Below are 25,329 nucleotides of genomic sequence, written 5' to 3'. Positions count from 1 at the left end.
CAAACGGGGCCGCAACGCGGCCCCAATGCCTATTCAGGGATACTGCTGCACCTGGCCCTGCTGCTGGTCATACTGCTGGCCTGGAATCGGCTTCAGGTTCACTTCGACACGGCGGTTCTGCGCACGGCCATTGGCATCGGCGTTGCTGGCGATCGGCTGGTCCGGGCCCATGCCACGTACCGACAGGCGCGAGCTGTCCACACCCTGCGAAGTCAGGTAGGTGCTGACGGCCTGCGCCCGGCGCTGGGACAGGTCCATGTTGTGCTGGCGGCTGCCGGTGCTGTCGGTGAAACCGACCACTTCGATGGTGTTCTGGTTGAACTGCTTGAACGAGCTGGCGAGATTGTTCAGCGGCTGGTAGAAGCTTGGCGCGATGTTGGCCGAATCGGTGGCGAAGGTGATGTTGCCCGGCATGATCAGCTTGATCTGGTCACCCTGGCGCTGCACTTCCACACCGGTGTTGGCCATTTGTGCGCGCAGCTCGGCTTCCTGCTTGTCGGCGTAGTAGCCATAACCGGCGGCGGCAGCGCCCACGGCGGCAGCGCCGATCAGGGCGCCCTTGCCACGGTTGTTGTGGTCGATGGCGGCACCGGCGATCGCACCGGCCAGCGCACCCAGGCCACCGTACTTGGCAGTCTTGCTCATCCCGGTAGAGCCCTGCGCCTGCCCCTGGTTGTCGTAAGGGTTCTGACTGGCACAGCCGGTCATCAGGGCAGCGGCAGTTGCGACGATAATCAGACGACGCATGGTGAACATGGACAAGCTCCTACTCAATTCATGAATGCGACAGATCGCAAATGCATCTATGCCAGCCTTGGAACGCACCGGCAACGAAAAATTCCATGAAAGCGCCTTCATGTGCCATCAGGCACGCACGAACGGGTTTTCGCGCATCTCGTCACCCAGCCGGGTATCAGGCCCATGGCCGGTGACCACGGTGGCCTCCTCGTCCAGCCGGTACAGCCGCTCCTTGATCGAGCGCACGATGGCCCGCTGGTCGCCACCCCACAAATCGGTACGGCCAATACCCCGACGGAACAAGGTGTCACCTGCGATCAACAGCTTGGCGTCGGCGAACCAGAAGCTCATCGAGCCGGGCGTGTGCCCGGGTGTATGCAAGGCCACGCCGCAGCCGCACGCCAGTTCTTCGTCATCGGCCAGCCAGCGATCAGGCGACGGCACCGGGGTATAGGGCACGCCGAACATCTGGCACTGCATCTCCAGGTTGTCCCACAGTGCCTGGTCATCCTTGTGCAGATGCAGCGTGGCGCCGGTCAGCGCTTTGAGCTTGCCCGAGGCAAGAAAATGATCGAAGTGGGCGTGGGTGTGGATGATGCTCACCAGCGTCAGGCCATGGGCCTGCAGGCGGGCCAGGATCTTGTCTGGATCACCGCCCGGGTCGACGACGATGGCCTTTTTGCTCAACGGGTCGCCGATGAGCGTGCAGTTGCACTGCAAAGGCCCGACAGGGAAGGTTTCGCGGATGAGCGCAGGCAGGGCTTGGGTCATGGTGTTCTCGCAGGTAAAGCCGGGGTTCTGCGCAAAGCCTGCCAGGAAAAGCCGGCAGGCGCACCCCAATCCCTACGGCAGAAACAACTTGAACAAGCCACCGCCCAGTGCACCGCCATTGGAGATCTCGATGCGCCCACGCACCCCGCCACTTTCATGCAGCGCCGCAATGCGTGCGGCAAAGTACAGCCCCAGGCCGGTGCTGCCGCTGGTCGAGTCGATACCCTGGGTATATTCCTCCTGGCGGTCGAGCATGCGCTGTGGATAACCCGGGCCGTCATCGTTCACGCAAATGGCCAACTGGTTGTCAGCCTCCTCGATGCTGATCAACAAGGCATGCCCGGCAAAGCGGGTGGCATTGGTGATGACGTTGGCGATCACCGAGGCCACCAGCTCGCGGTCGAAGAAACCCAGCGGGTTATCCGTGTCGATGCGCCAGGTGGCGAGAATATCGTTGTGCTTGAGCACTTCCTCGTGCGCCGCCAGCTGGGCCTCGATGAAGTCGTCCAGTTCGTGGTAGTCCGGGCACACCGGCAGCTGGTTCACACCAAGCTTGTACAACCCCAGCAGCTGCACCAGCATGCCGTTGAGGTGACGAAACTCGTGCTCCATGATCCCTTGCTCGGCCCCGCCGCGCAGTTCCTCGGGCAGGCGCTCCACCCACTGGCCGTGGCACTGGATCAACGCCGCCAGGGAGCTTTTGAGGTCGTGCACGGTGGAGGCGATCACCGTGGAAAAATCCAGCCCCTGATTGTCTTGATTCATGCGCCGAACACTCGGATGTGCAGTTTGCGGTAACGGTCATAGCGATTGTCGCTGGCAGGGATACCGGCCACGCTGGTCAAGGCGTCGCGGCATTCCTGCATGATCGCGGGCTGGGGGGTTTCACCACCAATGCGCAGCAGCGCCTGGGCGGTGTTCAGCGCGATGCTGATGTTCCTGGGCTGTAGACCCAGCGCCTTGCGGAACAGTTGCAACGCCTCGCCGAGCTGCCCTCCCTGGTAACTGCGCACACCCTGGCGATTGAGGGTGACCGCTTCGGTAATGGCGTTGAGCACACTCGGGTCGTCCGTCAGCTTGCCCACTTTTTCCATGACCTTGGGGTCATCGCCATAACTTTCCACACAGCTTTTCAGTACGCCGATGGCGGCGGCCTCCTGGCCCATCGCCTGCAACTGCGCGGCGACGGTGAGGGCCGAATCGACCGAGAAGAACTGGTTCATCTTGTCCAGGCGCAGAATGGCCTGATCGGTCAGCTTGGCAGCCGTTTCCGGGTCACCGGCCTGCTGCAGGCTGGCGGCCTTCATCATCCGCGCACGCACCTGCAAGCCTTGGTCTTCGGGGTTTTCCTTGGCCACTTCACTGAGCGTGGTGTTGATCTCGACGCGGGTACGGGCGTCCAGGCCAAAGCCTGCATTCTTGCTCATCAGCGCCTGCACCAGGCCCAGGTTGTTTTCCGGGTCTTTGTAGCGCGAACTCTGCCCTTGGTTCACCGCATGGCGGAAGGCCTTGGAAGCGCTTTCGAAGTCTTCGTTTTCCAGCGCCAGCTTGCCCAGGGTCGACTGCCGCCGCACCGACAATGGCGACAGGCGCACTGCCTCTTCCAGCAGGCTCTGCGCACGCTTGCTTTCGCCTTGGGCCACCAGCACTTCGGCCATGCCATCGTACAAAGCTGGCATGATCGGGAAGGCTTTGAGCGCCTGCTCGTATACGCCTTGGGCCTGGGCATTCTGGCCACGCTTGTGCATCAAGGCCCCCAGCGCCGCGTACACCCACGGTTGCGGGCGGCTGGCGAGAATGGCCTTGAGGAATTTCTCCAGCTCATCGAAGCGGTTGAGGTTGCGCAAGGCATCGGCCCGGTAGCGCAGGCACAGCGGTGCCAGGCGCGGGTCCCTTTTGCACAGCTCGGCGCATGCCGCCAGCACCTCGCCCGGGCGGTTGCGGTCCAGCGCCTGCAATATCGGCTTGAGCAGGGTTTTGCGCTGGAACAGCTTCTCGACCCGCTGGGCCAGCCCCACCCGGTTGAACGGCTTGGTCAGGTAGGCGTCGGGCTCGTGCTCGATGGCACTGAGAACGATGGCCTGGCTGCTCTCGGCGGTGACCATGATGAACACGCACTCATGGCTGATGTGCTTGTCGATGATCAGGTCTTCGAGTACCTGCTGGCCATTCTTCTTGCCATCGCCCAGGTGGAAGTCCTGCAGGATGAAGTCATAGCGCTTCTGCGCGCACATGCGCAGCGCCTGCTCGCCGCTGTCGGCGGTGTCGACGTCGCGCACACCCAACTCGCGCAACATGGACCGGGTCGACGTGCGAAAGTCGGTGAAATCGTCGACGATCAGAAAGCTCTTTTGCCCGTACTGCAGCATCAACACGACCTGCCCTGGAATGATTGAAAAATCGCGCGAGGCGATGCCACCGATCGCTGTATCGGCAGCTGGCCGGGAAAGATGAGCATCGAGCATTATCGGCCGCGAACATGGCCCGAGGCCATTACTTTAACGGGCGATAGCCAGCACCGCCAGCACTACGCCAGCAACCCCAGTGACTTGGCCTTGGCCACCGCCTGGGTCCGCCGCTCCACGCCCAGCTTGCTATTGATATGGCTGGCGTGGGTTTTGACCGTGTGCAAGGAAATGAACAAGCGCTCGCTGATCTGCTGGTTGGAGCAACCTTGGGCGATCAGTTCGAGCACAGCCAGCTCCCGCCCGCTCAGGGCCTCGCTGCTACCGCATGGGGCGCTTGGCAACGCTGGCAAATGCCCCAGCAGGTCGACCTGCACCGGGCAGCCGGCCCTGGCCAGCAACTGCTCCTGCAGCCACTGCGGGTGCCGTTGCAGCAACGGCTGGAACGGTTGCAGCACGCCCCCGCGTGCGGCCTCCAGCAAGCCGGGCAACAACTGCGCGGCCTGGCCATCGCGGCCTTCGTCCAGCAACAGCAGCATCCACTGGCTGAGCGCGCTGACGGTGAGCATCATGCCGCCGCTGGCCTGGCCGCGCTCCACCAGCCCGGCCAGGCGCTCAAGCGCCTCTGTGCGGCGTGACAGCACACGTTCGAGCAGCGCCTGCTGCAGGGCGATATGCACCGGCAGCAGCGGGTGAAACTCTGGCGCCGCCGCCGGCTGCTCACCGCCATAGGTCTGGCCCAGGCGCAGCAACCAGGACTCGGCCAGGTCGACGCGCCCCTGGGCCAGCCACAGCTCGCATTTGACCAGGGTGATCATGGCCAGGTAGTAAACCGGCGGCACATCCCAGATATGCATCAGCCGTTCCGCCTCGGCCAGTTCCGCAAAGGCCTCGGCGAACTGCCCGTCGCGCCCATCGAGGGTGGCAATCACGCAGTGGCCGATAAGCACGCTGATGTCGCGGCAGGCACGTGCCTCGCCCAACCCCGCGCGCAAGCGTGCACGGCCCTGGGCCGGTTGCAGGCGCGAGACCAGCAGGTAGCCTTCATACAGCGTCAGGCGGGCGCGCACCGCATACAGCCGCTGCGCCGAGAGCCCTTGCAGGCGCTGCAGCCCCTGGCGCACTTCATCCAGTGCGCGCAGCACCTCGCCACGGGCGTGCAACACCCGCGCCCGGTCATAATGCGCCAACGCCTCGAACAACGGGTTGCCGACCCGCTGGGCCAGCTCCAGCGCCTCACGGTTCCAGCCACGGGCGCGCCAGAAGTCGCCATCGGCAATCGCCAGGTTGGACAACGTCGACAAACAGACCAGGCGCTGCCCATAGCGCTTGCCGGGCAGGCTCTGCAGTGCTTCGCCGCAATAGGCCAGGGTCCGCTCACGATCACCGCGGCCACGGGCGATGACGCCACTCAGTGCCAGCCACTGGGCCAGCATGGACTTTTGCGCGGTCGCCGAAGGTGCAGGCAGGAAGCGGCTGAGGTGGCCTGCCAGTTCTTCAGCCGCGTCCAGTTGGCAGGCCAGGCCCAGCGCCCAGCTGTACAGCACGATCAGCCGCGGGGTGCTGATCAGCAGACTGTCGGGCAGGTCCATCTTCCAGCGCAGCAGCATGCCGACATTCTGTTCGGCCAGCAGTTGTTCCTCGGACAGGCTCTGTACCAGGTCGGCAGCGACATCGAGGTGGCCGGCACGCAGGGCCTGCTCCACGGCTTCATCCAGCAAACCCTGGCGCTCGAACCAGCGGCAGGCACGCAGGTGCAGGTCGGCCAGTGGCTCACTGGCCTGGCGGCTGCGCAGCAGGTCGGAGAACAGGTGGTGGTAGCGGAACCAGTGGCCATGCTCGTCAAGCGGTACCAGGAACACCTGGTGTGCCTGCAAGAAGCGCAGGATCGCGGCGCTGTCGTCGCGCCCCCGCAATGCATCGCACAGCGGGGCACAGAAACGTTCCTGGCAGGCGGTTTCATCGAGGAAGGCCTGCACGTCGGCAGGCAGCATGTCGATGACCTCTTCGAGCAGATAGTCGCGGATCAGACCCTCGCCCCCGTGCAGGGCGTGTGGCAAGGCCTGCTCGTCGGCGCTCTCGCTGACCGCCAGTTGCCAGAAGCGCAACCCTGCCACCCACCCGTCGCTGCGCTGGATCAGGTTGTCCAGCGCCTGGCCTCGCAAGCCGTTGGGCTGGCGACCGATCACCGCCAGCGCTTCTTCGGCGGTCAGCCGCAGCTCCTGTTCGTTGAGCTCGACCAACTGCCGTGACAGGCGCAGACGTGCCAGGTGCCAGTCCGGCCGCTGCCGGCTGGTAACCAGCAACACCAGGCCCGGCGGCAAATGGTTGAGGAAAAACTGCAGGCAGCGGTCGAGTACCGGCCCCTGGGCCAGGTGATAGTCGTCGAGCACCAGCAGCAACGGCGTATCAGCACGCAGGTACTGCGCCAGCTCGTCGAGCAGGCCATCGAGCCACTCCTCGAAGGCGAATGGCTGATGGCGCTGGCGCATTTTCAACAGGCCCATGGCCTGGCCGCCCAACGCCGGGCAGTACTGCTGCAGGCCTTCGAGCAGCCGCTCGAGAAAGCGCCCAGGGTCGGCATCGCGCTGGCTCAGGCCCAGCCAGAGGCTGCGCCAGTGATCGGGCAACGACTCGCAGAACTCGATGGCCAGCGAGCTCTTGCCGAAGCCGGCCGGCGCATTGACCAGCAGCAAGCGGCCACCAAGGCCGGCGTACAAGCGCTGGCACAAACGCGGGCGCGGCACGTGCCCGTCCGGCAATGGCGGCCGGAAGAAACGCCCGTCCAGCAGGCCCAAGGCCTGAGTCGCGAATCCATGCGTGCGGGACAGTTCTGTCATGGCCGGCTCGTTCTGGTTGGAAGACTACGGCGATATGGATGCCTGCGAGACTAGCCGGTAACGCTACGCATTTGAAGATGATGGAAACAATTGCCGTAGAAAAGACTGCGACAAAAAGCGACATGGCTGATGGACGCGGGGGTGGGGGGCGGGTTTGGGCAGGTATTCAGCGGACTTATCGCCCGTTCAGGCTTGCACGCCGAGGGCATGGAGCCGCCAATGAAAACGCCCCGGTAAACCGGTAATGCTGCTCGCTCAAGCAACTGGGGCCGCATTGCGGCCCATCGCAGGCAAGCCACAGGGATCGCATTAGGGCTGACAGGTGTTTGTCAGAAGATATGCAGCGCCTGGGAGACCGAGCGCCGCCCGCGCGGCGCTTCGCGGGTAAACCCGCTCCTACCTTTGTTTCGGGCCAGTATTGCCTGTGCCGGACGCGCGCGACCGCCTTGTTTTTACGACGCGATATCGTGGTGGGCACCAAGGCGTTCGCGCGCAAATCCCACAGGCATAATTGGCCCTAAACAAACGTAGGAGCGGGTTTACCCGCGAAGCGCCGCACGGGCGGCGCTCGATCTCACAGGCGCTGAAGATGCTGCGGCTACCCTTGCCAGAAACCACAGAATTTCCCACAGGTACAGCACGGTCCTGGTAGGAGCGGCCTTGTGTCGCGATGGGCTGCGCAGCAGCCCCAATCAGTGTGACATCACACACAAGTGAACAACATTACGGTAAACCGGCGCTTGAATGCGTTCTGCTCAGCGAATGCCGGACTGACGCAGCGCCGCCGGTTGGAAGTCGGCTTTGCTGGCACTGAAGCCGAAGTCATAAGCACGCTTCTCTTCGTTCTTCATACCTAGCGCCAGGTAACGACCAGACTGCAGGTCGTAGATGGCCTCCAGGGTGTACCACGGTACCTCGACATTGTAGTAAGGCTGGGCATGCGCCTCGGACACGCGCCACAGCTGGCCACGGCCATCGTACTGGTCGATCACTGCGGCCTGCCAGGTGTCTTCGTCGATGTAGAAGTCACGCTTGGCGTAGATATGCCGCTGCCCCGGTTTCAGCGTGGCGACCACATGCCAGACACGGCGCAGCTCATAACGGGCCAGGTCCTGGTTGATGTGCCCGGCCTTGATGATGTCGGCGTACTTGAGCTTGGGGTCATCGAGCTTGAAGGCGTTGGAGGCGATGTACAGCTCCTTCTTGCCCTCCAGCTTCCAGTCATAGCGGTCTGGCGCGCCGTTGTACATGTCCAGGTTGTCCGACGTGCGCAGGCCATCGGCGGCGGTACCCGGGCCGTCGTACGACACCTGTGGCGCCTGGCGCACTCGGCGCTGGCCGGCGTTGTAGATCCAGGCCTTGCGCGGATCCTTGACCTGGTCGAGGGTTTCGTGCACCAGCAGTACGGTACCGGCCAGGCGCGCCGGGGCGGTAACTTCCTGCTTGAAGTAGAACAGGATGTTGCCCGGGTTGTTCGGGTCGTAATCCTTCATCTTGTCGCGGAAGACGAACTGGTCGGAAAAGTACACGGGGTTGAAGGAGCCGTTCTGTTGCGGCGTGGCCTGGGTAACCAGGCGGCTGACGCTGCCACCCCGGTAGCGGGTGATATGGTTCCAGATCACCTCCAGGCCGCTTTTCGGAATGGGGAACGGTATCGCGGTGCGGAAGTTGCTCAGGCCGTTGCCGCCTTCCACCAGGGTGGTCTTGGTGGCGTTCTCCTTGATGGCGGCGAACACGTCGGCAGGCACGGTGGAACCGCGGTGGGTCTTGAAAACGGGGATCTTGTAGGTGTCCGGGTAACGCTTGAGCATGGCCATCTGGCCTGGCGAGAGCTTGTCCTTGTACTGCTCGGCGTTTTGCGCAGTGATGGTGAACAGTGGCTTCTCACTGCCGTACGGGTCGGACAGGAAGCCTTTGCCATCGACGCTGCCTGCGGTTTTCGACAAGGGCTGCCATGGGCCGATCGAACCATCGGCGTTACCGGCCTTTTCGGCGCCCATCGGGGTCAGGGTGCTACCCAGCTTGGCCGCCTCGTCGGCGGATACCGCAGCCATGACGCTGGTCGCCAGCAGGGACAGGCCCAGCACACCGGCTTGCAGCAGACTTCTGGTCTTGTTCATGTCGTGTTGTCCTGGATCTGTGGGCTTAGAAGTTCACGCCGAAGCTGAGGGCGACGAAGTCGCGGTCATCCACGGTGCTGTACTTGCCGTCGAAGAAGTTGGTGTACGACAGGCTCGCCGTGTAGGTGTTCTGGTACTCGGCGTCCAGGCCCAGGCTGACTGCCTTGCGGCCTTCCTCGAAGTTGCCGCCAGGGCCTGGCGAATAGCCCGACACGTCGTGCGACCAGGCCACGCTCGGTTTCAGGTTGACCCCGGCGAACACGTCGTTGTAGTCCCAGATCACGCGGGCGCGGTAGCCCCACGAGGTGCTGGTGGTGTAGCCGTCGTTCTCGCAATTGCGGTTCAGGTTGGCGGTGGAGGCCCCCGCACCCGCGCCGGCGATGGTGCTGCTGTTGAGTGCCTGGCAGGTATCTGCGCCGCCGGTGGCGGGCAACGGGCCTGGGCCGAATACCGGGTCACGGCCGTAGCGGGTATCGTGCGCGTTCTCCAGGCCACCGACGTGGGTCACACCCAGCTCGCCGACCACGGTCATGCGGCTGGCGCCCATCACCTGGTCGAAGAAGTGCGTGAGGGTCGTCTGGAACTGAGTGATCTCCTTGCGACTATAGCCATGCAGGTCCTGGCCAGGGGTGCCTGTCAGCAGCGAGGCGTTGCTCAACGCGCCACCAATCGGGCGAACCCCGGCAAACAGGATGTCCGTGGTATTGAGCTGCACCGGTGCGTTGGGCCGGTAGCTGATTTCGCCGCTCCAGGCGGTGCCAGTGGGCAATGTGGTGGAGAAGCTCAAGCCATACAGGCGAATGTCTTCCGGGTATTCGACGAAGTACTCGGAATTGCCGGCCACGATCAGCGGCGCCAGCGCCCGCAGTTGCGCAGGCAGCGCGCTGAGCCCTGCAAATACCGAAGGTGCGGCCCCTGTGGCGCTGAAGATTGGCGCACGGCTGTGGTAGTTCATGAAGTAGGCACCGAACTCGGTGTCCAGCGGCTCGAACATGTAGCGCATGGCCACACCGAACTGCCCGCTGTCACGCGCATCGCGGTCGGCACCACGACGCACCATCACGCCCTCTTCGTTGATGTTCACACCGCGCGTGGCAAGAAACTGCTGGGCGGCGCCCGGTACCGTGCGGCTGCTGTTGAGCACGCGCAGGTTGTCGGTACAGCCATCGGCGATGATGTCGGGTTGCGAGAAGAACGTGCCGCAGTTGTCGACGACCGTCTGGTCCCACTCCAGCTGATAGAAGGCTTCGGCCGACAGGTTGTCGGTCAGGCTCTGCGAGATGTAGAACATGTTGACCGGAATCAGGCCTTCCTTGATCTCGGCACCCGGGCGGCGGAACGCCGACACGTCGATGGGGTTGATCGCGTTGATGCCGCCACCGATGAAGGTACTTTCGCCCCAGCTGACCACCTGCTTGCCGAGGCGAACCGAGCCCGGCTGATCACCGATCGAGTAGTTGTGGTAGACGAAGGCGTCGAGCAGTTCGGCGCCGGACGACTTGGCCCCTTCCTTGCGGTTGGAATCGCTGATGTCCTTGAATTCGCGACCTTCGTCCTTCAGCTCGAAGTCATACCAGTACTTGCCGCGCACGAATACGCCGGTATCACCGTACTTGAGCTCCAGGTCGTGGATACCCTTGAAGATCTTGGAGAAGGTTTCACCCTTCTTGAAGTTCAGGTGACCGTCGTCGGAGGTCTGCGACAGGCCCTTGCCGCCGTTGTTCACCCCGATCAGGTTCCGGTTGGGGTTGGCGGTCGACCAGCTGGCGCCAATGGAGAGCGACGAGTCGAACTGGCCTTCGATTTCACCGATGTTGAAACTGACAGCGAAAGCAGGACTTGCGAGCGTGGAAGCGATGCTGACGGCCAAGGGCAGCTTGGCCCGGCGCCAGAACGGATTTGCAGATTTCATCGACGCTACTCCATGTACTTTATTGTTATGGCAGTGAGTCCTTTCAAGAACGGCCCGAGAGACCGGTTTGCAGGCTTGCGCCTGCGGCGGCACGGCTAGCGCGTGACGCCCTCCCCCATTCCTGAAAATCCCCTGGCCCCGACTATAGCCAGCAAGGCACAGGCGCTTGATCCCTCTAAAGTGTGATTTGCGCTCCGTGCCAACCACTCGTTGGGTTTTTTCCTTGATCGCGTGCTGGCAGTGCTCAAGGATGGCGCATTTTTACCATTTGGCAAGGCGCCAGCCGCTCTAGAACGCGGGTCGCGTTCTGTCGCACGCGACCCGCCCCGGGTTTACAGGGTGGACAGGAAGGCGCTGTTGCTAGCCTGCCACTGCACGATGTCCTGGCGAATGCGCTTCTTGTCCAGCTTGCCGACACTGGTCTTGGGAATTTCAGTAACAACGGCGATCTGGCTGGGAATCGCCCATTTGTTGATATGGCCTTGCTCGACGAACGGCTTGAGGTGGTCCTTCAGCGCTTTCGCATCGATCGCCATGCCCTCGCGCACCACCAGCAGGGCAAACGGGCGCTCGCCCCACTGCGGGTCGGCCACCCCCACCACCGCGACTTCACGCACGGCCGGGTGGCGGCTGACCAGGTCTTCCAGGTCGAGTGACGACACCCACTCGCCACCGGTCTTGATCACATCCTTGATACGGTCGCGTATATCGATGTAACCCATGTTGTCGAGGGTGGCGACGTCGCCGGTGTGCAGCCAGCCGCCCAGCCACAGCTCTTCGCTCTTTTCCGGCTCCTTGAAGTAACCCTGGGTCAGCCACGGTGCACGCAGCACCAGCTCGCCCTGGGTTTCGCCATCGGCGGGCAGGAAGTTGCCGTCGCCGTCGACAATCGCCGCCTCCACCAACGGCACCGGCACCCCGGCCTTGATACGGTAGGTGACGCGCTCATCCTCACTGCCGGCCTGCAACTCGTCGTTCAGGTGCGCGGCGGATATCAGCGGGCAGGTCTCGGACATGCCGTACGCTGCGGTCAGCTGGATGCCGCGGGCCAGCGCCGCCTGGTACAGCGACCGGTTCAGCGAGCTGCCGCCGATGATGATCTTCCAGCCGCCGAAGTCCTGGCCTTGGGCAGTCGGGCAATTGAGCAGCATCTGCAGGATGGTCGGCACACAGTGGGAGAAGGTGACGTTCTCTTCACGCCACAGCCTGATCAGCATCTCGGGCTCGTAACGACCGGGATACACCTGCTTCATGCCGAGCATGGTGGCCGCGTAGGGAATGCCCCAGGCATGCACGTGGAACATCGGCGTGATCGGCATGTAGACGTCATCGCTGCCCAGCAGGCGCACGCTGTCGATACTGCCGGTGACCGAAGCCTCGGCCAGGGTGTGCAGCACCAACTGCCGATGGGTGAAGTACACGCCCTTGGGGTTGCCGGTGGTGCCAGTGGTGTAGAACGTGGTCGCCACCGAGTTCTCGTCGAAGTCGGGGAAGTCGTAGCTCGGGCTGGCGGCGGCGAGCAGTTGTTCGTACTCACCCACCAGCCCGGGCAGGTCGGCGGCCTGGGCCGGGCCATCGGTCAGCAGTACGGTCTTGTCGACAGTGGTCAACTGCCCGGCGATGGCCTGGTACAGGCCGACAAAGTCACTGTTGACCAGCACCACACGGTCTTCGGCGTGGTTCATGGTGTAGAGGATCTGCTCGGGTGACAGGCGCACGTTGATGGTATGCACCACGGCGCCGATCATCGGGATGGCAAACATGCATTCCAGATAGCGGTGGCTGTCCCAGTCCATGACCGCCACGGTGTCACCGGCCTTCACACCGGCCTCGGTCAGCACGTTGGCCAGCCGGGCGATACGCTCGTTGAGCTGTGGGTAAGTCAGCCGCATCTGGTCGCGGTAGACGATTTCGCGGGTCTTTTCGTAGCGGCTGCCAGACATCAGCAGACGCTTGATCAGTAATGGATAGGCATAGGCGCCCTCGGCGGGCTTGATGATGCGGGTCTGCAACATGGGTATCCCTTTTCTTGGAAGCGGGCCGTAGAAGTCTGTGGGGAGCTGATCTGGGGAGTTACTGTAGTTCGCCAATGTGACGGCCAAATCAGCCGAAGGAATGATTTGCCTGGCCAAGGTATGAGCCGCAAGGCGTTGACGGGCAGCGAGGTTGAGCTGGACACTGCGCCGGGAGCCCCACCACAAACCCGCCCTGCCCAGGAGATGTTCATGCCCAGCCCGCGTCGCGCCGTGTTTCTCGACCACCAGTCCCTGGACCTCGGCGACCTGGATCTGTCGCCCCTGCAGCAGCAGTTCGACCAATTCGAGCTGTTCGCCGCCACCGCCCCGGAACAGGTCGCCGAGCGCCTGCAGGGCGCGGTCGCAGTGGTCAGCAACAAGGTTGTGCTCGACGCCGCCGTGCTGGCCGCCAACCCGCAATTGAAGCTGATTCTGGTGGCCGCCACCGGCACCAACAACGTCGACCTGGCCGCCGCCCGCGCCCAGGGCATCACGGTGTGCAACTGCCAGGGCTACGGCACGCCGTCTGTCGCCCAGCACACCCTCGCGCTGCTGCTGGCGCTGGCCACGCGGCTGTGCGACTACCACCAGGCGGTGGCAGAGGGGCAATGGGCCAAGGCCAACCAGTTCTGCCTGCTGGATTTCCCGATTGTCGAACTGCAGGGCAAAACCCTTGGCCTGCTTGGCCACGGTGAGTTGGGCGGCGCGGTGGCGCGGCTGGCCGAAGCCTTCGGCATGCGCGTACTGAGCGGGCTGATCCCCGGCCGCCCGCAGCGCGCCGACCGGCTGCCGCTGGAGGCGTTGTTGCCGGAGGTTGACGCGCTGACCCTGCACTGCCCCTTGAACGAGCACACCCGGCACATGCTGGGGGCGCGCGAGCTGGCCCTGCTCAAGCCTGGGGCGCTGGTGGTGAACACCGCGCGCGGCGGCCTGATCGATGAGCAGGCCCTGGCCGATGCGCTGCGCAGTGGCCACCTGGGCGGCGCTGCCACCGACGTATTGAGCGTGGAGCCGCCGGTCAACGGCAACCCGCTGCTCGAAGCCGGTATCCCGCGCCTGATCATCACCCCACACAGCGCCTGGGGCGCGGTGGAGGCGCGCCAGCGTATCGTCGGCCAGCTCAGCGAGAACGCCCAGGCCTTTTTCGCCGGGCAGCCACGCCGCGTGGTCAGCTGAGCCAGGCGCCGGGCTCTGCTACACTGCGCCACTTTTTTCCAGGAGGCGTCGTTCATGGACCCGCGCAGTGAAGTATTGCTCCGCCAGGCGGAGCTGTTCCAGGGCCCGCTGCTGCTCGCCGGCGCCCCCGCCGACGGCTTGCTCGGGCAGTTGCCCGAAGCCCGCGCCTGGTCGTGGCACGCCGGCGACCAGGCCGTGCTCGAAGGCCGCTTTGCGGGCCGCAGCCAGTATGGCGTAGAGCCCCCGGCGGGCGCGTTCGACAGCGCCGTGCTGTTCCTGCCCAAATCCCGCGAATTGGCCGCCTACCTGCTCAACGCCCTGGCTTCCCGCCTGGCGGGTCGCGCGCTGTACCTGGTCGGTGAAAAACGCGGTGGCATCGAGGGCGCGGCCAAGCTGTTGCAGGCTTTCGGCAAGCCGCGCAAGCTCGACAGCGCGCGGCATTGCCAGTTGTGGCAGGTGATGGTCGACCAGGCCCCGCAGGCGACACCGCTGCAGAGCCTGGCCCAGCGCTTCGAACTGGCCCTGGAAGACGGCCCGCTGCAAGTGGTCAGCCTGCCCGGTGTGTTCAGCCACGGCCGCCTGGACCGCGGCACTGCGCTGCTGCTCAAGCACCTGGACAACCTGCCCAGCGGCCACATGCTGGACTTCGGTTGCGGTGCCGGGGTGCTGGGTGCCACGGTCAAGCGCCGTTACCCGCACAACCGGGTGACGTTGCTGGACGTGGATGCCTTCGCCGTGGCGGCCAGCCGTCTGACCCTGGCTGCAAACGGCCTGGAAGGTGAGGTGATCAGCGGTGATGGCATTGATGCAGCACCGCTCGACCTGAGCCTGATTCTTAGCAACCCGCCGTTCCATACCGGGGTGCACACCAATTACCAGGCCTCGGAAAACTTGCTGAGAAAATTAGCGTTTCATCTGCGAAAAGGGGGCGAAATGCGCTTGGTTGCCAATAGCTTCCTGCGCTACCAGCCGCTGATCGAAGGGGCGCTGGGCAACTGCCAGATACGCGACGAGGCGGAAGGCTTCCGAATCTACCAGGCCGTGCATGGCTGAAAACAGCGCTTGCCGAAAGCGTTGTGCCAAGGCAGAATCCGGTCCGTCCTAGGGGAGTAGTCTCCCGCGAGCCCACCGCTCGCCCGGTACGCGTCAACATACTTGGTCCACAGACCATGGCGCGTGCGACCCCCATGCCCACGTGCATGGAGAGATCCGCATAGACGGATCCGGGGTTTGACAAGACCTATGACACGCACACCTTACCCGGGGCGGGAAGGCTGTACGTGTCATAGCCGTGTCGACCCGCCCCCGTAGGAATCCTGATGCTGGAATCTCTGTTGGTCCCCACCGCCATCGTTGCGCTCGCCGAAATCGGCGACAAGACGCAGCTGCTCGCTCTCATTCTCGCCGCGCGCTTCCGCAAGCCATGGCCGATCATTGCCGGCATCATCGCCGCCACCCTGGCCAACCATGCCGCAGCCGGTGCCGTAGGAGCGTGGGTCGGTAGCTTCTTCAGCGATTCGGCCCTGCACTGGATCCTGGCCGCGAGCTTCACCGCCACGGCGCTCTGGACCCTGGTACCGGACAAAATGGACGATGACGAGAACCCGGCGCGCCGCTTCGGCCCGTTCCTGACCACGCTGATTGCGTTCTTCCTCGCCGAAATCGGTGACAAGACCCAGGTCGCGACCGTGATGCTGGCGGCCCAATACCCGCACCTGATCATGGTCATCATCGGCACCACCCTGGGCATGCTGATTGCCAACGTACCCGTGGTGCTGGCGGGCAACTTTGCAGCCGACAAGCTGCCGCTGACGCTGATCCGTCGCCTGGCGGCCGCGGCGTTCTTCGTACTGGCGATCGTGGCCGTGTACTCGGCGATGAAGGCTAGTGGCTGGGTCGGGTAAGCGGAAAACACGGGGGCGCCGTGCGCCCCCACGCTTCAAGCGATCATGGCTTGGCCGCGGCCTGATACAGCGGCATCACCTTCGGAATGGCCGCCTGCAGCGATGCAATGCGGCTGGAAGATGCCGGGTGAGTGCTCATGAACTCGGGCGGGGCGCCTTCGGACGCCTTGCTCATCTTGTTCCACAAGGTGATTGCGGCGTTCGGGTCGTAGCCGGCACGGGCCGACAACTCCAGGCCGATCAGGTCGGCTTCGTTTTCGTTGGCCCGGCTGTTGGGCAGGGTCATGGCGTAGTTCACCACGGTGTCGGCCATGGCCATGCTGTTCTGGCCCAAGCCAAAGATGGCCCCCGCCCCCTGGCGCGCCATTTCCACACCATAGGCCTTGGACATCGCCTCGCGGCTGTGCTCACGCAGGGCGTGGGCGATTTCGTGACCGACAACCGCGGCAATTTCCGCATCGGTGAGCTTGAGCTGATCGATCAGGCCGGTATACACGATGATCTTGCCGCCAGGGCCGCAGTTGGCGTTCAGCTCGTCGCTCTTGATCACGTTGACTTGCCAGTCCCACTGCGCGGAATCCGGGCGGAACTTGGGGGCCTGGGCTATCAGCCGGCTGGCGATGGCCTGCACACGCTTGGCATCGGCACTGGACTTGTCGAGCACCCCCTTGCTGGAGGCTTCACCGAGGGTCTGCTGGTACGACTGGGCGTACATCTGGTTGACTTCATCGGTGGAGAGCATGCTGAACATGTACTGCTGGCGCTCGACGCCGACAGCACCGCCACTGGTGGTATTCACCGCCTGGCAGCCGCCCAGCACGATGCCAGCACTCAACAGGCTGACGACAAAAGACTTACGCATGAAAACACTCCCTTTTTTGCATGCGCCGTATCCTAGGCCGACTCGCCGGTAGCCGCCATAGCCGCGGGGAAGATTTTCATCACCAGCACCGGCCACCCATCAAAGCGGGGTAAGACACTCCGGCGCATCCAGCTTCGGGTCATTGACGAAATTCGCCAAGGCCCTTTCGCGCAGTGGCGCAGGCGGGCTGGCCAGCAGTTCGTGCAGGCGGGTAACCGGCGTATCCGGATCGAGCCAGGCAGCCTGGCCCGCAGCGTCGAGGATCAGCGGCCGGCGCTGGTTCATGGCCGCCTGGGTCACCACCGCGCAACTCAGCCACACCTGGTCCTGCACGGGGTAGGCTTCCCATATGGCCGCAAAGTACAACGAGGCGCCCTCCCCCGGCGTCAGCCAATAAGGACGCTTGCGTACCGTGCCCCGCCACTCGTAAAAGCCGTTGGCCGGCATCAGGCAGCGGCGCTGGCGAAGCGCCTCACGGAACATCGGTTGCTCGGCCAGGGTTTCGGCGCGGGCATGAGCGGGGGTGCGGGACAGGTCGGTGAGCCACGCCGGGGTCAGCCCCCAACGCGCCATGGCCAGTTGCTGCTGGCCGTCAAGCTGGCGCTGGATCAGCACCGATGCCCCAGGTGCAATATTCCATTGGGCCGGCTGGCCCGCGGGGAACCCCGGCAGACTGGCAAGGGCCTGGGGCCAGCGAAACAGGGCGTAACGTCCACACATGAGCGAATTCAGAACCTAGCAGATCAAGGTACCGGGGATACTCTCCGGTTCATCGCCAACCAGTGGCTGGGCTTCATTGTACGCATCGATCAGCTGCCGTGCGTACTCGGCCTGCTCATCGGCGACCGCAAGCCCTAGCAACCCTTGCAGGGGCAGCTCGCCGACTGCACCGATCAGGTCACGGCCCACCACCTGCACCGCGATGCCTTCACTGGTGAGCATCCCGGCCAGCATTTCGGCTTCAAGCAGGTTTTCCGGTTCGTAGATCCGCCGCATCATTCGTTCTCGCCGTAGACATCCAGCATCCATTCCTCGCCATGCACCTGCAGCACGAAACGAATCGGCCTGCAGCACACCTGGCAGTCCTCGATGTACTCCTGATCGCCACCGGACAGGTCCACCGTGGTTTCGACCTCTTCACCGCAATAAGGGCAATCGTAGAACGCAGTTTCGAGCATCGCGGCCTCCGGGGTGACTTATGCGTATAATTGTCGGTCTGTTTACGGGGCCCGTGTGCGTCCGAGCCGTTTTTCGGAGCCTGCCCCTGTTTATTACCCTAGCCGTTTCCAACAAGAGAGCATGATGGGCGAATTCGATGCCATCCGACCCTACGACGACGCTGAGGTACCTGCGGTTCTGGCCCGCCTGCTCAGCGACCCGGCATTCCTCGATATCCTCACCCACTTCCGCTTCCCGCGGGCAGCCGGGGCTTTCGGCTGGCTGCTCAAACCGCTGATCGCCCGCCGCCTGCGCAAGGAATTCGCCGGTGTGACCTGCGTTTCCACCTTGCAGGACAAGGTCGAGTACTACGTTGACCAGACCATCGACCGCGCCACCGACGGCGTCACCTATTCCGGGGTGGAGCAGTTGAAGGCAGGTACGGCCTACCTGTTCCTGGCCAACCACCGCGACATCGTGATGGACCCGGCCTTCGTCAACTATGCGGTGTACCACGCCGGCCTGCCCACGCCGCGCATCGCCATTGGCGACAACCTGCTGCAAAAGCCGTTCGTCAGCGACATGATGCGCCTGAACAAGAGTTTCATCGTGCACCGTTCGATCAGCGGGCGCCGTGAAAAGCTGGCGGCTTATCAGCTGCTCTCGGCCTACATCAACCACTCGATCCGCAAGGACGCCACCTCGATCTGGATCGCCCAGGCCGAGGGCCGCGCCAAGGACGGTGACGACCGCACCGACTCGGCGATCCTCAAGATGTTCCACATGAGCCGCAAGGACGAGGCGTTTGGCGCCGTCATCCAGAGCCTGAACCTGACGCCGGTGTCGATCAGCTACGAGTACGACCCGTGCGACCAGGCCAAAGCCCGCGAGCTGTATATCCGCGCCACCACTGGCAGCTACCAGAAGGCCCCAGGGGAGGACGACAACAGCATTGCCAAGGGCATTACCGGCTACAAGGGCCGGGTGCACATCAACTTCGCGCCACCGGTGACCGAGTACTACGAGGATACCAAGCAGTTGGCCGCGGAGATCGACCGCCAGATCCTGGCTGGCTACCGCTTGTTCCCGGTGCATTACCTGGCCTACGCAATGTGGGAGGGTAAGGACGAAGCCCTGCAGGTACCTGGCGCCGAACAGGTGTTCCCGGCCGACGAACTGGCCAAGGCCAAGGAAGAATGGCAACGTCGGCTGGCGGCCTGCCCTGAAGAGCAGCAGCCGTACCTGGTGTTGCAGTATGCGACACCGGTGCGCAACCAGTACCAGGTCAGGCAGCAGGCGCCAGTTGCCTGACCGATTGCGGGGCTGCCTTGCAGCCCCGCAATCTCACACCCAGGTGCTGAGCCAGGACAGCAGCAGCGCCATGGCCAGGCAAGCGAAGCCCAGAATGTAGAAGTACTTGGGCACCCGCAGGTCGAAGGCATCCACTACCCCCTCCTCAAACGCCAGGCTCTCGCGGGTTTCGGCCGCGCGCCGCCGCGCGCTTTGCAGCAGCAACCCGCCCGGGCAGGTCAGCAGCAGCGCCAGCACATTGATCAACTTGGTGGGATGGGCGGCCAGAAAACCCCAAAGCACTTGCAAGGACATCACGCAACCTCGGTGTAAGCGACGGCGAAGGCCCGCATTCTACGCAACTCGCCCTTCGCTGCCCGGCATTGGCGACAAACTGTCATTTAATTTCATCTGTCATCGGCTCGTCATCTGAGCAGGCCACCCTGTCGACCTTCCCATGAGCCGGAGCTACTTCATGCTGCACGCCGAAAACCAGGACCGCCTTTACCTCGTTGCCCAAAGCGAGGAGCAACAGGCGCTGATCGATGGTTTTGCCATCAATGTGCAAGACCGCCAGTGGCTGGTCTACTGCGCGCTGGGCGGGCATGTGCATGCAGACCTGCCGGAGGTGGACGCCGGCACTGGCTTCAGCCTGCTGGATTTCCATATAGAGGCGGCGTGAACCTGCGCCGGCCACCCCACCGGCAAGCATTGGCGAGGCACAAAAAAAACCCGCTGCCTGGCGACCAGGCAGCGGGTTTTCAGCAGCGCAGAGGGCTTACTGGGCCAGGATCTGGCCAATGCTCGGGTCTTTGAACATGCGGGTCAGCGCATCGCTCAGAACGTCGCCTACCAACTGGGTGTTGGTGTCCTGGTTCGGTGCCATGCCGAAGCGCTGGTCGAGCGACGCGCCGTAACGGCCGCTGTAGCTGCGGCCGCCATTCTTCACGTCGGCACGGAAGGTGGCACCGATCGTGGCTTCGGTCACGTACAGGTTGTCTTTGGGCGACTGGTACTTCAGCTCGGCCAGGGTCACGGTCAACTGCGGCGCGTTGTAGGCGTTGGCCGTAGGCGTGAAGCCGAGCAGGCGCACAGCCGCTTCAGCCTGGGCTTGCAGCTTGGGCACCACGTCGTTGCCACTGACGCTGATGGTGCTGGTTTCAGGGTACATGCCACCACGGGTACCCAGCGACTGCGATGGGCGACCGTCAACCACCCGGACCACCACCGGCTGGCCATGACCGACCGGCGCGAGTTGGGCCTTGAGCGTGGGTTGCGGGTTGAGTTGTTGCGGGCTGTGGGCACAACCGACCAGGCTGAGGCTGGCCACGGCAAGCAAACCGAACAACAGACGTTGCAACATGCGCGTTTCTCCAGAAAATGCGGCTAAGGCGCACAGTATACCCAGCCCCGCATCGGCCAGTCATCGGTCCCAGCCCGCTTGTGACAATGCTTTCATGCACTGCCCGGGCCTGTGCTTTGCGCCCGCGCAAGCCGGCATTGGCAGCCGCGCATGCGCCTGGCCTGACAAACGCTGCAATAAAAACCACGAATGGCGACATTTCTGCCCGCGACATCGTTATAATCTCCCCCCGATTATAAGGACGTCTCCTGATCGGGCCCCGCACTCGCCGATTGACCCCGGCAACTTCAACGCTTCGCCCACAGAGAGCCTTCCACTGAGGTCTTGCATCGGCTGTCGTGCCTGCTTTTCCGGCCCTTCACGCTGCATGAACCTGCGGGTTGCCATCGCGCAGTCCCTTTTTGAGGTTCACGTCTCCAAAAGAGCGTGAAAAAACGGTTTTCACAACTTCACAAGAGTGTGGCGAGCAAATGAACAGTCTGGCATGTGTAAAAGCGGCAGATGTGTCCCGAACAGCCCTGAACAGGCGGCAAATGCGCTCATCCTGCATGAGTGCCTGACCCGCTCCATAACGCACGCACGACACCTTGACCATAAGTCGAATTGCCGCAGCCCTGGCAAACGGCGTTCAATACCTGAACCCGAAGACTGGTTGGCGGTGTCCGCGGAAGTTGCAAGAACTGCGAAAAGCCGGACATGGCGACCCTGGCAACCCCAGGTCCTATGCTGTCAATTAGGTAGCTGTAGATTGTGGAGACGCGTTAAATGGCGCAGAACGAATCGGTTGATGTGGTACTGGTAGGCGCGGGCATCATGAGTGCCACCCTGGCCGTACTGCTCAAGGAGCTTGACCCGACCCTGAAGCTTGAGGTCGTCGAGGCGATGGACTCCGGAGCCGCGGAAAGCTCCAACCCCTGGAACAACGCAGGCACCGGCCACGCCGGCCTGTGCGAGCTGAACTACACGCCGCAGGCCGCCGATGGCAGCATCGACATCAAGAAGGCCGTGCACATCAACACCCAGTTCGAGGTTTCGCGCCAGTTCTGGGCCTACCTGAGCAAGAAGGACAACTTCGGCTCGGCGCGTGCGTTCATCAACCCTGTCCCGCACCTGAGCTACGTCGAGGGTGACAAGGGTGTTGCCTTCCTCAAGAAGCGCTTCGAGCTGCTCAAGCAGCACCATGCCTTCTCCGAGATGGAGTACACCGAAGACAAGGCCGTGATGAACGACTGGATGCCGCTGATGATGCCTGGCCGCCCTGCCGACCAGCACATCGCCGCGACCCGCGTGGCCAAAGGCACCGACGTCAACTTCGGCGCCCTGACCCTGAAGCTGCTGAAGCTGCTGGGTGACGCGCCGGACGCGCAGGTCAAATACAGCAAGAAGGTCGTCGGCCTGCGCCGTAACGGCAGCGGCTGGACCGTCAGCATCAAGGACGTCAACAGCGGCGGCAGCCGTGAAGTGGACGCCCGCTTCGTGTTCCTGGGCGCCGGCGGCGCGGCCCTGCCGCTGCTGCAGATGTCCGGCATCCCGGAGAGCAAAGGTTTTGGCGGCTTCCCGGTCAGCGGCCAGTGGCTGCGCTGCGACAACCCGGAAATCGTCAAGCAGCACCAGGCCAAGGTTTACAGCCAGGCCGCCGTGGGTGCGCCACCAATGTCGGTACCGCACCTGGACACCCGGGTTGTAGACGGCAAGACTTCGCTGCTGTTCGGCCCTTATGCCGGCTTTACCACCAAGTTCCTGAAGCACGGTTCGCTGATGGACCTGCCGCTGTCGGTGCGCATGGGCAATATCGGCCCGATGCTGGCCGTGGCCCGCGACAACATGGACCTGACCAAGTACCTGGTCAGCGAAGTGATGCAGTCGATGGAACAGCGCCTGGAAGCCCTGCGGCGCTTCTACCCGCAGGCCAAGGCCGAAGACTGGCGCCTGGAAGTCGCGGGGCAGCGCGTGCAGATCATCAAGAAAGACCCGAAGAAAGGCGGCGTGCTGCAATTCGGCACCGAGCTGGTCTCGGCGCAGGACGGCAGCCTGGCTGCACTGCTCGGCGCCTCGCCAGGTGCCTCGGTGACCGTTTCGATCATGCTGGAACTGATCGAGCGTTGCTTCCCTGAGCAGGCCAAAGGGGCCTGGGCCGACAAACTCAAGGAAATCTTCCCCGCACGCGAGAAGACCCTGGCAACCGATGCCGCCCTGTACCGCAAGATCAGTGCAGATAACGACGCGGCACTGGACCTGGTGGAAAGCAGCCCGGCAGCCAAGCATTACGCCTGACTGGCCCGGTAACGAAAAAACGCCCTTCGGGGCAATGCCAGTCAGTTACGTAATTGGGGGCCGCTTTGCGGCCCTTCGCGGGCACGCCCGCTCCCACAGGGATCGCGCATTTATTGAGTTCAGCGCCAAACGTGTGGGAGCGGGCGCGCCCGAGAAGGGCTGCAAAGCAGCCCCAATAACGCTTAAAGGACAGGCATCACCCTTAGGGGCGTTTTTTTGCCTGCGTGTTGGTCAGCCTGGGCCGCGAGGAGGCGGCACAGGCCAACGATCAACCACGGGCCTGGGTGATGATCTCGATGTATTCCTGCGCATTGCGCTGGTCGGCGATCTGCTCGACGAAGGTTTTGCCGTGTTCGTCCTTGCCATCCAGGTCCAGGCCGGCTTCGACGAAGAACCCGACAAAACGCTGGAAGTCGTCCACACGCAGGCCGCGGTAGGCTTTCACCAGTTTGTGCAGCGAGGGTGAGGTGACGCCATCGGCCGGCTCGAACTGAAGGAACGACTTGATGTAGTCGTCGCTGATTTCGTCACCGATTACCTGTTTCTTGTCTTTGCGCATTGCCGGCTCCATCTGGACCATCACGGAATTTCGAAGGCCGGCAGTTTACCCCCCGCAGGCCGCGCGCCTCAACGCGTACGTACGGTGCCCGTGTGCAGGTCGGCCCAGATATGGCCATTGCCATAGGTGAGGAACTGCACATACAGCGTTTCGTTGCGCAGCAGGTCCATGATCACCCGGTAGTCGCTGAGGGGGTAATTCAGGCTCAAGGTGCGGGTCTTGTCGTCGTACACCGGTTTCTTGAGGCTCTTGGCGGCCTCACCGTCGAATGTCAGCAGCACCTGGGCAATGGTCGCCCCCTTGCTCAGCGGCTTGCCCTTAAGGCGCACTTGCAGCGACGAGGTGATCGGGATCGGCTGCTGGTCGGACTGCCGCTGGGCACCGACTACCACCGAGTAGTCGGTCACTTGCAGCAACTGCTGGCTGGTGGGTGCTTCCTGACGCAGGGCCAGGTCGTCCGGGGGCAGGAACTGGCTGTGCAGCGGTGCGGCGGCCAGCGGCAGGCTGACGGCCACCAGAAGGGGGAGAAACGCACGCATGTGAGGCTCCTTGTATGAAGCCGCACTCTAGCACGTGGCCGTTTTTACAGGCCCTTGACGGCGAAGATGCCGTTGGCGTTGCGCCAGTAGCCTTTGTAGTCCATGCCATAGCCGAAGATGTAGCGGTCGATGCAGGGCAGGCCCACGTAGTTGGCCTTGAGGTCCGGGCTGGCTTTGCGGTCGTGGTCCTTGTCGATCAGCACGGCGGTGTACACCGAGCGCGCGCCGGCGTGCTTGCAGAACTCGATGATGGCACTGAGGGTATGGCCTTCATCGAGGATGTCGTCGACGATCAGCACGTCGCGGTCGATGAACGACACCTCGGGCTTGGCCTTCCAGAACAGCTCGCCGCCACTGGTCTGGTTGCGGTAGCGCGTGGCGTGCAGGTAGGAAGCTTCCAGCGGGAACTGCAGGTGGGTCAGCAGTTTGCCGGAGAAGATCAGGCCACCGTTCATCACGCAGAAGACCACAGGGTTCTTGTCGTGCAGGTCCTTGCAGATCTGCTCGCCCACCTTGGCGATGGCCGCTTCGACCTCGGCTTCGGTGTACAGGCAGTCAGCTTCACGCATGACTTGACGGATATGCTCGAGATCGGCGGACATGGCGCGCTCCGGGGGATTTTGGAAAAGCGGGCAAAGGTACGCATCCGCTCGTCACAGATCAAGCGTTTATGGACTAACGTGCAGAATGACCAGACGACAGCGCAGGCTGAATAGATTAATCTAGCGCGGTTTTTTTGCCCGCCTTTCGGAGCCCCCCCCTATGCCCACTCGTGAGATCCGCCACCCGCTGATCCGCCACAAGCTCGGCCTGATGCGCCGTGCCGATATCAGCACCAAGAATTTTCGCGAACTCGCCCAGGAAGTCGGCGCTCTTCTGACTTATGAAGCCACTCAGGACCTGCCGCTCGAAACCTACGAGATCGACGGCTGGTGTGGCAAGGTCGCGGTAGAGAAAATCGCCGGCAAGAAGATCACCGTAGTGCCGATTCTGCGCGCCGGCATCGGCATGCTCGACGGCGTACTCAGCCTGATCCCGGGTGCCAAGGTGAGCGCGGTCGGTGTTGCCCGCAACGAAGAGACCCTCGAAGCCCACACCTACCTGGAAAAGCTCGCCCCGGACATCAACCAGCGCCTGGCATTGATCATCGACCCCATGCTGGCAACCGGCGGCTCGATGGTTGCCACCATCGACCTGCTGAAGAAGGCGGGCTGCAAAGAGATTCGCGCCATGGTCCTGGTCGCGGCACCAGAAGGCATCGACGTGGTGGAAAAAGCTCACCCCGATGTACAGATCTACACCGCCTCAATCGACCAGCGCCTGAACGAGCACGGCTATATCGTGCCGGGCCTCGGCGATGCCGGTGACAAGATCTTCGGCACCAAGCAAAAGGACGCCTGAAC

General features: G+C 63.3%; 24 protein-coding genes and 1 riboswitch. Of the genes, 7 read left to right on the top strand and 17 right to left on the bottom strand.

Annotation, left to right across the window (positions count from 1 at the left end):
• Positions 1-33 precede the first annotated feature (33 nt).
• The 8 genes from K4A76_RS03925 to K4A76_RS03890 form a co-directional block, all read right to left on the bottom strand.
• Positions 34-756, bottom strand: coding sequence for an OmpA family protein (locus K4A76_RS03925; RefSeq protein ID WP_029887746.1), 723 nt, complete (start codon positions 754-756; stop codon positions 34-36).
• 108 nt (positions 757-864) lie between these two features.
• On the bottom strand, positions 865-1,509 hold the full coding sequence (locus tag K4A76_RS03920; protein ID WP_274411603.1) for an MBL fold metallo-hydrolase: 645 nt from the start codon (positions 1,507-1,509) through the stop codon (positions 865-867).
• A 72-nt stretch (positions 1,510-1,581) separates the two neighbouring features.
• Entirely contained in the window at positions 1,582-2,274 is a 693-nt protein-coding gene (locus K4A76_RS03915; RefSeq protein WP_009682688.1) for a sensor histidine kinase, read from the bottom strand.
• Positions 2,271-3,878 carry a response regulator gene (locus tag K4A76_RS03910; protein ID WP_009682687.1) on the bottom strand — a complete coding sequence of 536 codons (1,608 nt, stop codon included), beginning with the start codon at positions 3,876-3,878 and terminating at the stop codon, positions 2,271-2,273. The genes K4A76_RS03915 and K4A76_RS03910 overlap by 4 nt, the downstream gene beginning before the upstream one ends.
• A 158-nt stretch (positions 3,879-4,036) precedes the next feature.
• A complete protein-coding gene (locus K4A76_RS03905) occupies positions 4,037-6,754 on the bottom strand; it encodes a LuxR C-terminal-related transcriptional regulator (RefSeq protein ID WP_274411602.1) in 2,718 nt (905 codons plus the stop codon).
• Positions 6,755-7,509: 755 nt separating this feature from the next.
• Positions 7,510-8,874 carry a DUF1329 domain-containing protein gene (locus tag K4A76_RS03900; RefSeq protein ID WP_274411601.1) on the bottom strand — a complete coding sequence of 455 codons (1,365 nt, stop codon included), beginning with the start codon at positions 8,872-8,874 and terminating at the stop codon, positions 7,510-7,512.
• A gap of 25 nt (positions 8,875-8,899) precedes the next feature.
• Positions 8,900-10,786, bottom strand: coding sequence for a DUF1302 domain-containing protein (locus K4A76_RS03895; protein WP_161892805.1), 1,887 nt, complete (start codon positions 10,784-10,786; stop codon positions 8,900-8,902).
• A 332-nt stretch (positions 10,787-11,118) separates the two neighbouring features.
• Complete coding sequence (locus K4A76_RS03890) at positions 11,119-12,801, bottom strand: fatty acid--CoA ligase (protein WP_054889824.1); 1,683 nt, start codon at positions 12,799-12,801, stop codon at positions 11,119-11,121.
• A 210-nt stretch (positions 12,802-13,011) separates the two neighbouring features.
• On the opposite strand from K4A76_RS03890, the gene K4A76_RS03885 reads away from it, so the two are divergent.
• From K4A76_RS03885 to K4A76_RS03875, 3 genes are all read left to right on the top strand, one after another.
• Positions 13,012-13,977: a 2-hydroxyacid dehydrogenase gene (locus K4A76_RS03885; RefSeq protein WP_274411600.1), complete on the top strand. Its 966-nt coding sequence runs from the start codon at positions 13,012-13,014 to the stop codon at positions 13,975-13,977.
• Positions 13,978-14,031: 54 nt separating this feature from the next.
• Positions 14,032-15,030 carry a class I SAM-dependent methyltransferase gene (locus K4A76_RS03880; RefSeq protein ID WP_274411599.1) on the top strand — a complete coding sequence of 333 codons (999 nt, stop codon included), beginning with the start codon at positions 14,032-14,034 and terminating at the stop codon, positions 15,028-15,030.
• A gap of 38 nt (positions 15,031-15,068) precedes the next feature.
• A riboswitch (yybP-ykoY riboswitch) is annotated at positions 15,069-15,209 on the top strand.
• A gap of 87 nt (positions 15,210-15,296) precedes the next feature.
• On the top strand, positions 15,297-15,881 hold the full coding sequence (locus K4A76_RS03875; protein WP_009682938.1) for a TMEM165/GDT1 family protein: 585 nt from the start codon (positions 15,297-15,299) through the stop codon (positions 15,879-15,881).
• A gap of 43 nt (positions 15,882-15,924) precedes the next feature.
• Here K4A76_RS03875 and K4A76_RS03870 read toward each other — a convergent pair whose 3' ends face one another.
• The 4 genes from K4A76_RS03870 to K4A76_RS03855 all read right to left on the bottom strand — a co-directional run bounded on the left by K4A76_RS03870 (position 15,925) and on the right by K4A76_RS03855 (position 17,921).
• On the bottom strand, positions 15,925-16,743 hold the full coding sequence (locus K4A76_RS03870; protein WP_054881704.1) for a M48 family metallopeptidase: 819 nt from the start codon (positions 16,741-16,743) through the stop codon (positions 15,925-15,927).
• A gap of 99 nt (positions 16,744-16,842) precedes the next feature.
• Positions 16,843-17,463: an SOS response-associated peptidase gene (locus K4A76_RS03865; RefSeq protein WP_274411598.1), complete on the bottom strand. Its 621-nt coding sequence runs from the start codon at positions 17,461-17,463 to the stop codon at positions 16,843-16,845.
• Positions 17,464-17,478: 15 nt separating this feature from the next.
• Positions 17,479-17,739 (bottom strand): putative signal transducing protein, encoded by a 261-nt coding sequence (locus K4A76_RS03860; protein WP_274412265.1) that lies wholly within the window; start codon positions 17,737-17,739, stop codon positions 17,479-17,481.
• Positions 17,739-17,921, bottom strand: a complete 183-nt coding sequence (locus K4A76_RS03855; RefSeq protein WP_009682943.1) for a CPXCG motif-containing cysteine-rich protein — start codon at positions 17,919-17,921, stop codon at positions 17,739-17,741. Before K4A76_RS03855 ends, K4A76_RS03860 begins: the two co-directional genes overlap by 1 nt.
• 124 nt (positions 17,922-18,045) lie before the next feature.
• Here K4A76_RS03855 and K4A76_RS03850 point away from each other — a divergent pair, with 124 nt between their 5' ends.
• A complete protein-coding gene (locus K4A76_RS03850) occupies positions 18,046-19,212 on the top strand; it encodes a 1-acyl-sn-glycerol-3-phosphate acyltransferase (protein WP_274411597.1) in 1,167 nt (388 codons plus the stop codon).
• A 33-nt stretch (positions 19,213-19,245) separates the two neighbouring features.
• Here the strand turns inward: K4A76_RS03850 and K4A76_RS03845 are convergent, their stop codons facing one another.
• Complete coding sequence (locus tag K4A76_RS03845; RefSeq protein WP_009682945.1) at positions 19,246-19,506, bottom strand: hypothetical protein; 261 nt, start codon at positions 19,504-19,506, stop codon at positions 19,246-19,248.
• A 160-nt stretch (positions 19,507-19,666) separates the two neighbouring features.
• On the opposite strand from K4A76_RS03845, the gene K4A76_RS03840 reads away from it, so the two are divergent.
• Positions 19,667-19,873 (top strand): hypothetical protein, encoded by a 207-nt coding sequence (locus tag K4A76_RS03840; protein ID WP_009682946.1) that lies wholly within the window; start codon positions 19,667-19,669, stop codon positions 19,871-19,873.
• A 96-nt stretch (positions 19,874-19,969) separates the two neighbouring features.
• Here the strand turns inward: K4A76_RS03840 and K4A76_RS03835 are convergent, their stop codons facing one another.
• A complete protein-coding gene (locus K4A76_RS03835; protein ID WP_029886852.1) occupies positions 19,970-20,554 on the bottom strand; it encodes a YajG family lipoprotein in 585 nt (194 codons plus the stop codon).
• 765 nt (positions 20,555-21,319) lie between these two features.
• On the opposite strand from K4A76_RS03835, the gene mqo reads away from it, so the two are divergent.
• Positions 21,320-22,828, top strand: a complete 1,509-nt coding sequence (gene mqo / locus K4A76_RS03830; RefSeq protein ID WP_054881708.1) for a malate dehydrogenase (quinone) — start codon at positions 21,320-21,322, stop codon at positions 22,826-22,828.
• A 268-nt stretch (positions 22,829-23,096) separates the two neighbouring features.
• On the opposite strand, the gene K4A76_RS03825 is transcribed toward mqo, so the two are convergent.
• The 3 genes from K4A76_RS03825 to K4A76_RS03815 all read right to left on the bottom strand — a co-directional run bounded on the left by K4A76_RS03825 (position 23,097) and on the right by K4A76_RS03815 (position 24,528).
• Entirely contained in the window at positions 23,097-23,387 is a 291-nt protein-coding gene (locus tag K4A76_RS03825; RefSeq protein ID WP_274411596.1) for a PA4642 family protein, read from the bottom strand.
• 68 nt (positions 23,388-23,455) lie between these two features.
• Positions 23,456-23,926 carry a hypothetical protein gene (locus K4A76_RS03820; RefSeq protein WP_054912102.1) on the bottom strand — a complete coding sequence of 157 codons (471 nt, stop codon included), beginning with the start codon at positions 23,924-23,926 and terminating at the stop codon, positions 23,456-23,458.
• 44 nt (positions 23,927-23,970) lie between these two features.
• On the bottom strand, positions 23,971-24,528 hold the full coding sequence (locus tag K4A76_RS03815; protein ID WP_009682952.1) for a hypoxanthine-guanine phosphoribosyltransferase: 558 nt from the start codon (positions 24,526-24,528) through the stop codon (positions 23,971-23,973).
• Between the two features lie 160 nt (positions 24,529-24,688).
• Here K4A76_RS03815 and upp point away from each other — a divergent pair, with 160 nt between their 5' ends.
• Positions 24,689-25,327: a uracil phosphoribosyltransferase gene (gene upp / locus K4A76_RS03810; protein WP_009682953.1), complete on the top strand. Its 639-nt coding sequence runs from the start codon at positions 24,689-24,691 to the stop codon at positions 25,325-25,327.
• Positions 25,328-25,329: the final 2 nt, after the last annotated feature.

This window comes from Pseudomonas sp. NEEL19 (genome assembly GCF_028751975.1).
Taxonomy (GTDB): domain Bacteria; phylum Pseudomonadota; class Gammaproteobacteria; order Pseudomonadales; family Pseudomonadaceae; genus Aquipseudomonas; species Aquipseudomonas juntendi.
The sequence above is the reverse complement of the archived record's forward strand: the minus strand, read 5'-3'. Positions and strand labels throughout refer to the sequence as shown.

What these genes read in the sequence shown, in the direction of transcription:
- K4A76_RS03925 (WP_029887746.1), bottom strand. Translation starts at nt 756, where the DNA reads ATGTTCACCATGCGTCGTCTGATTATCGTCGCAACTGCCGCTGCCCTG.
- K4A76_RS03920 (WP_274411603.1), bottom strand. Translation starts at nt 1,509, where the DNA reads ATGACCCAAGCCCTGCCTGCGCTCATCCGCGAAACCTTCCCTGTCGGG.
- K4A76_RS03915 (WP_009682688.1), bottom strand. Translation starts at nt 2,274, where the DNA reads ATGAATCAAGACAATCAGGGGCTGGATTTTTCCACGGTGATCGCCTCC.
- K4A76_RS03910 (WP_009682687.1), bottom strand. Translation starts at nt 3,878, where the DNA reads ATGCTGCAGTACGGGCAAAAGAGCTTTCTGATCGTCGACGATTTCACC.
- K4A76_RS03905 (WP_274411602.1), bottom strand. Translation starts at nt 6,754, where the DNA reads ATGACAGAACTGTCCCGCACGCATGGATTCGCGACTCAGGCCTTGGGC.
- K4A76_RS03900 (WP_274411601.1), bottom strand. Translation starts at nt 8,874, where the DNA reads ATGAACAAGACCAGAAGTCTGCTGCAAGCCGGTGTGCTGGGCCTGTCC.
- K4A76_RS03895 (WP_161892805.1), bottom strand. Translation starts at nt 10,786, where the DNA reads ATGAAATCTGCAAATCCGTTCTGGCGCCGGGCCAAGCTGCCCTTGGCC.
- K4A76_RS03890 (WP_054889824.1), bottom strand. Translation starts at nt 12,801, where the DNA reads ATGTTGCAGACCCGCATCATCAAGCCCGCCGAGGGCGCCTATGCCTAT.
- K4A76_RS03885 (WP_274411600.1), top strand. Translation starts at nt 13,012, where the DNA reads ATGCCCAGCCCGCGTCGCGCCGTGTTTCTCGACCACCAGTCCCTGGAC.
- K4A76_RS03880 (WP_274411599.1), top strand. Translation starts at nt 14,032, where the DNA reads ATGGACCCGCGCAGTGAAGTATTGCTCCGCCAGGCGGAGCTGTTCCAG.
- K4A76_RS03875 (WP_009682938.1), top strand. Translation starts at nt 15,297, where the DNA reads ATGCTGGAATCTCTGTTGGTCCCCACCGCCATCGTTGCGCTCGCCGAA.
- K4A76_RS03870 (WP_054881704.1), bottom strand. Translation starts at nt 16,743, where the DNA reads ATGCGTAAGTCTTTTGTCGTCAGCCTGTTGAGTGCTGGCATCGTGCTG.
- K4A76_RS03865 (WP_274411598.1), bottom strand. Translation starts at nt 17,463, where the DNA reads ATGTGTGGACGTTACGCCCTGTTTCGCTGGCCCCAGGCCCTTGCCAGT.
- K4A76_RS03860 (WP_274412265.1), bottom strand. Translation starts at nt 17,739, where the DNA reads ATGCGGCGGATCTACGAACCGGAAAACCTGCTTGAAGCCGAAATGCTG.
- K4A76_RS03855 (WP_009682943.1), bottom strand. Translation starts at nt 17,921, where the DNA reads ATGCTCGAAACTGCGTTCTACGATTGCCCTTATTGCGGTGAAGAGGTC.
- K4A76_RS03850 (WP_274411597.1), top strand. Translation starts at nt 18,046, where the DNA reads ATGGGCGAATTCGATGCCATCCGACCCTACGACGACGCTGAGGTACCT.
- K4A76_RS03845 (WP_009682945.1), bottom strand. Translation starts at nt 19,506, where the DNA reads ATGTCCTTGCAAGTGCTTTGGGGTTTTCTGGCCGCCCATCCCACCAAG.
- K4A76_RS03840 (WP_009682946.1), top strand. Translation starts at nt 19,667, where the DNA reads ATGCTGCACGCCGAAAACCAGGACCGCCTTTACCTCGTTGCCCAAAGC.
- K4A76_RS03835 (WP_029886852.1), bottom strand. Translation starts at nt 20,554, where the DNA reads ATGTTGCAACGTCTGTTGTTCGGTTTGCTTGCCGTGGCCAGCCTCAGC.
- mqo (WP_054881708.1), top strand. Translation starts at nt 21,320, where the DNA reads ATGGCGCAGAACGAATCGGTTGATGTGGTACTGGTAGGCGCGGGCATC.
- K4A76_RS03825 (WP_274411596.1), bottom strand. Translation starts at nt 23,387, where the DNA reads ATGCGCAAAGACAAGAAACAGGTAATCGGTGACGAAATCAGCGACGAC.
- K4A76_RS03820 (WP_054912102.1), bottom strand. Translation starts at nt 23,926, where the DNA reads ATGCGTGCGTTTCTCCCCCTTCTGGTGGCCGTCAGCCTGCCGCTGGCC.
- K4A76_RS03815 (WP_009682952.1), bottom strand. Translation starts at nt 24,528, where the DNA reads ATGTCCGCCGATCTCGAGCATATCCGTCAAGTCATGCGTGAAGCTGAC.
- upp (WP_009682953.1), top strand. Translation starts at nt 24,689, where the DNA reads ATGCCCACTCGTGAGATCCGCCACCCGCTGATCCGCCACAAGCTCGGC.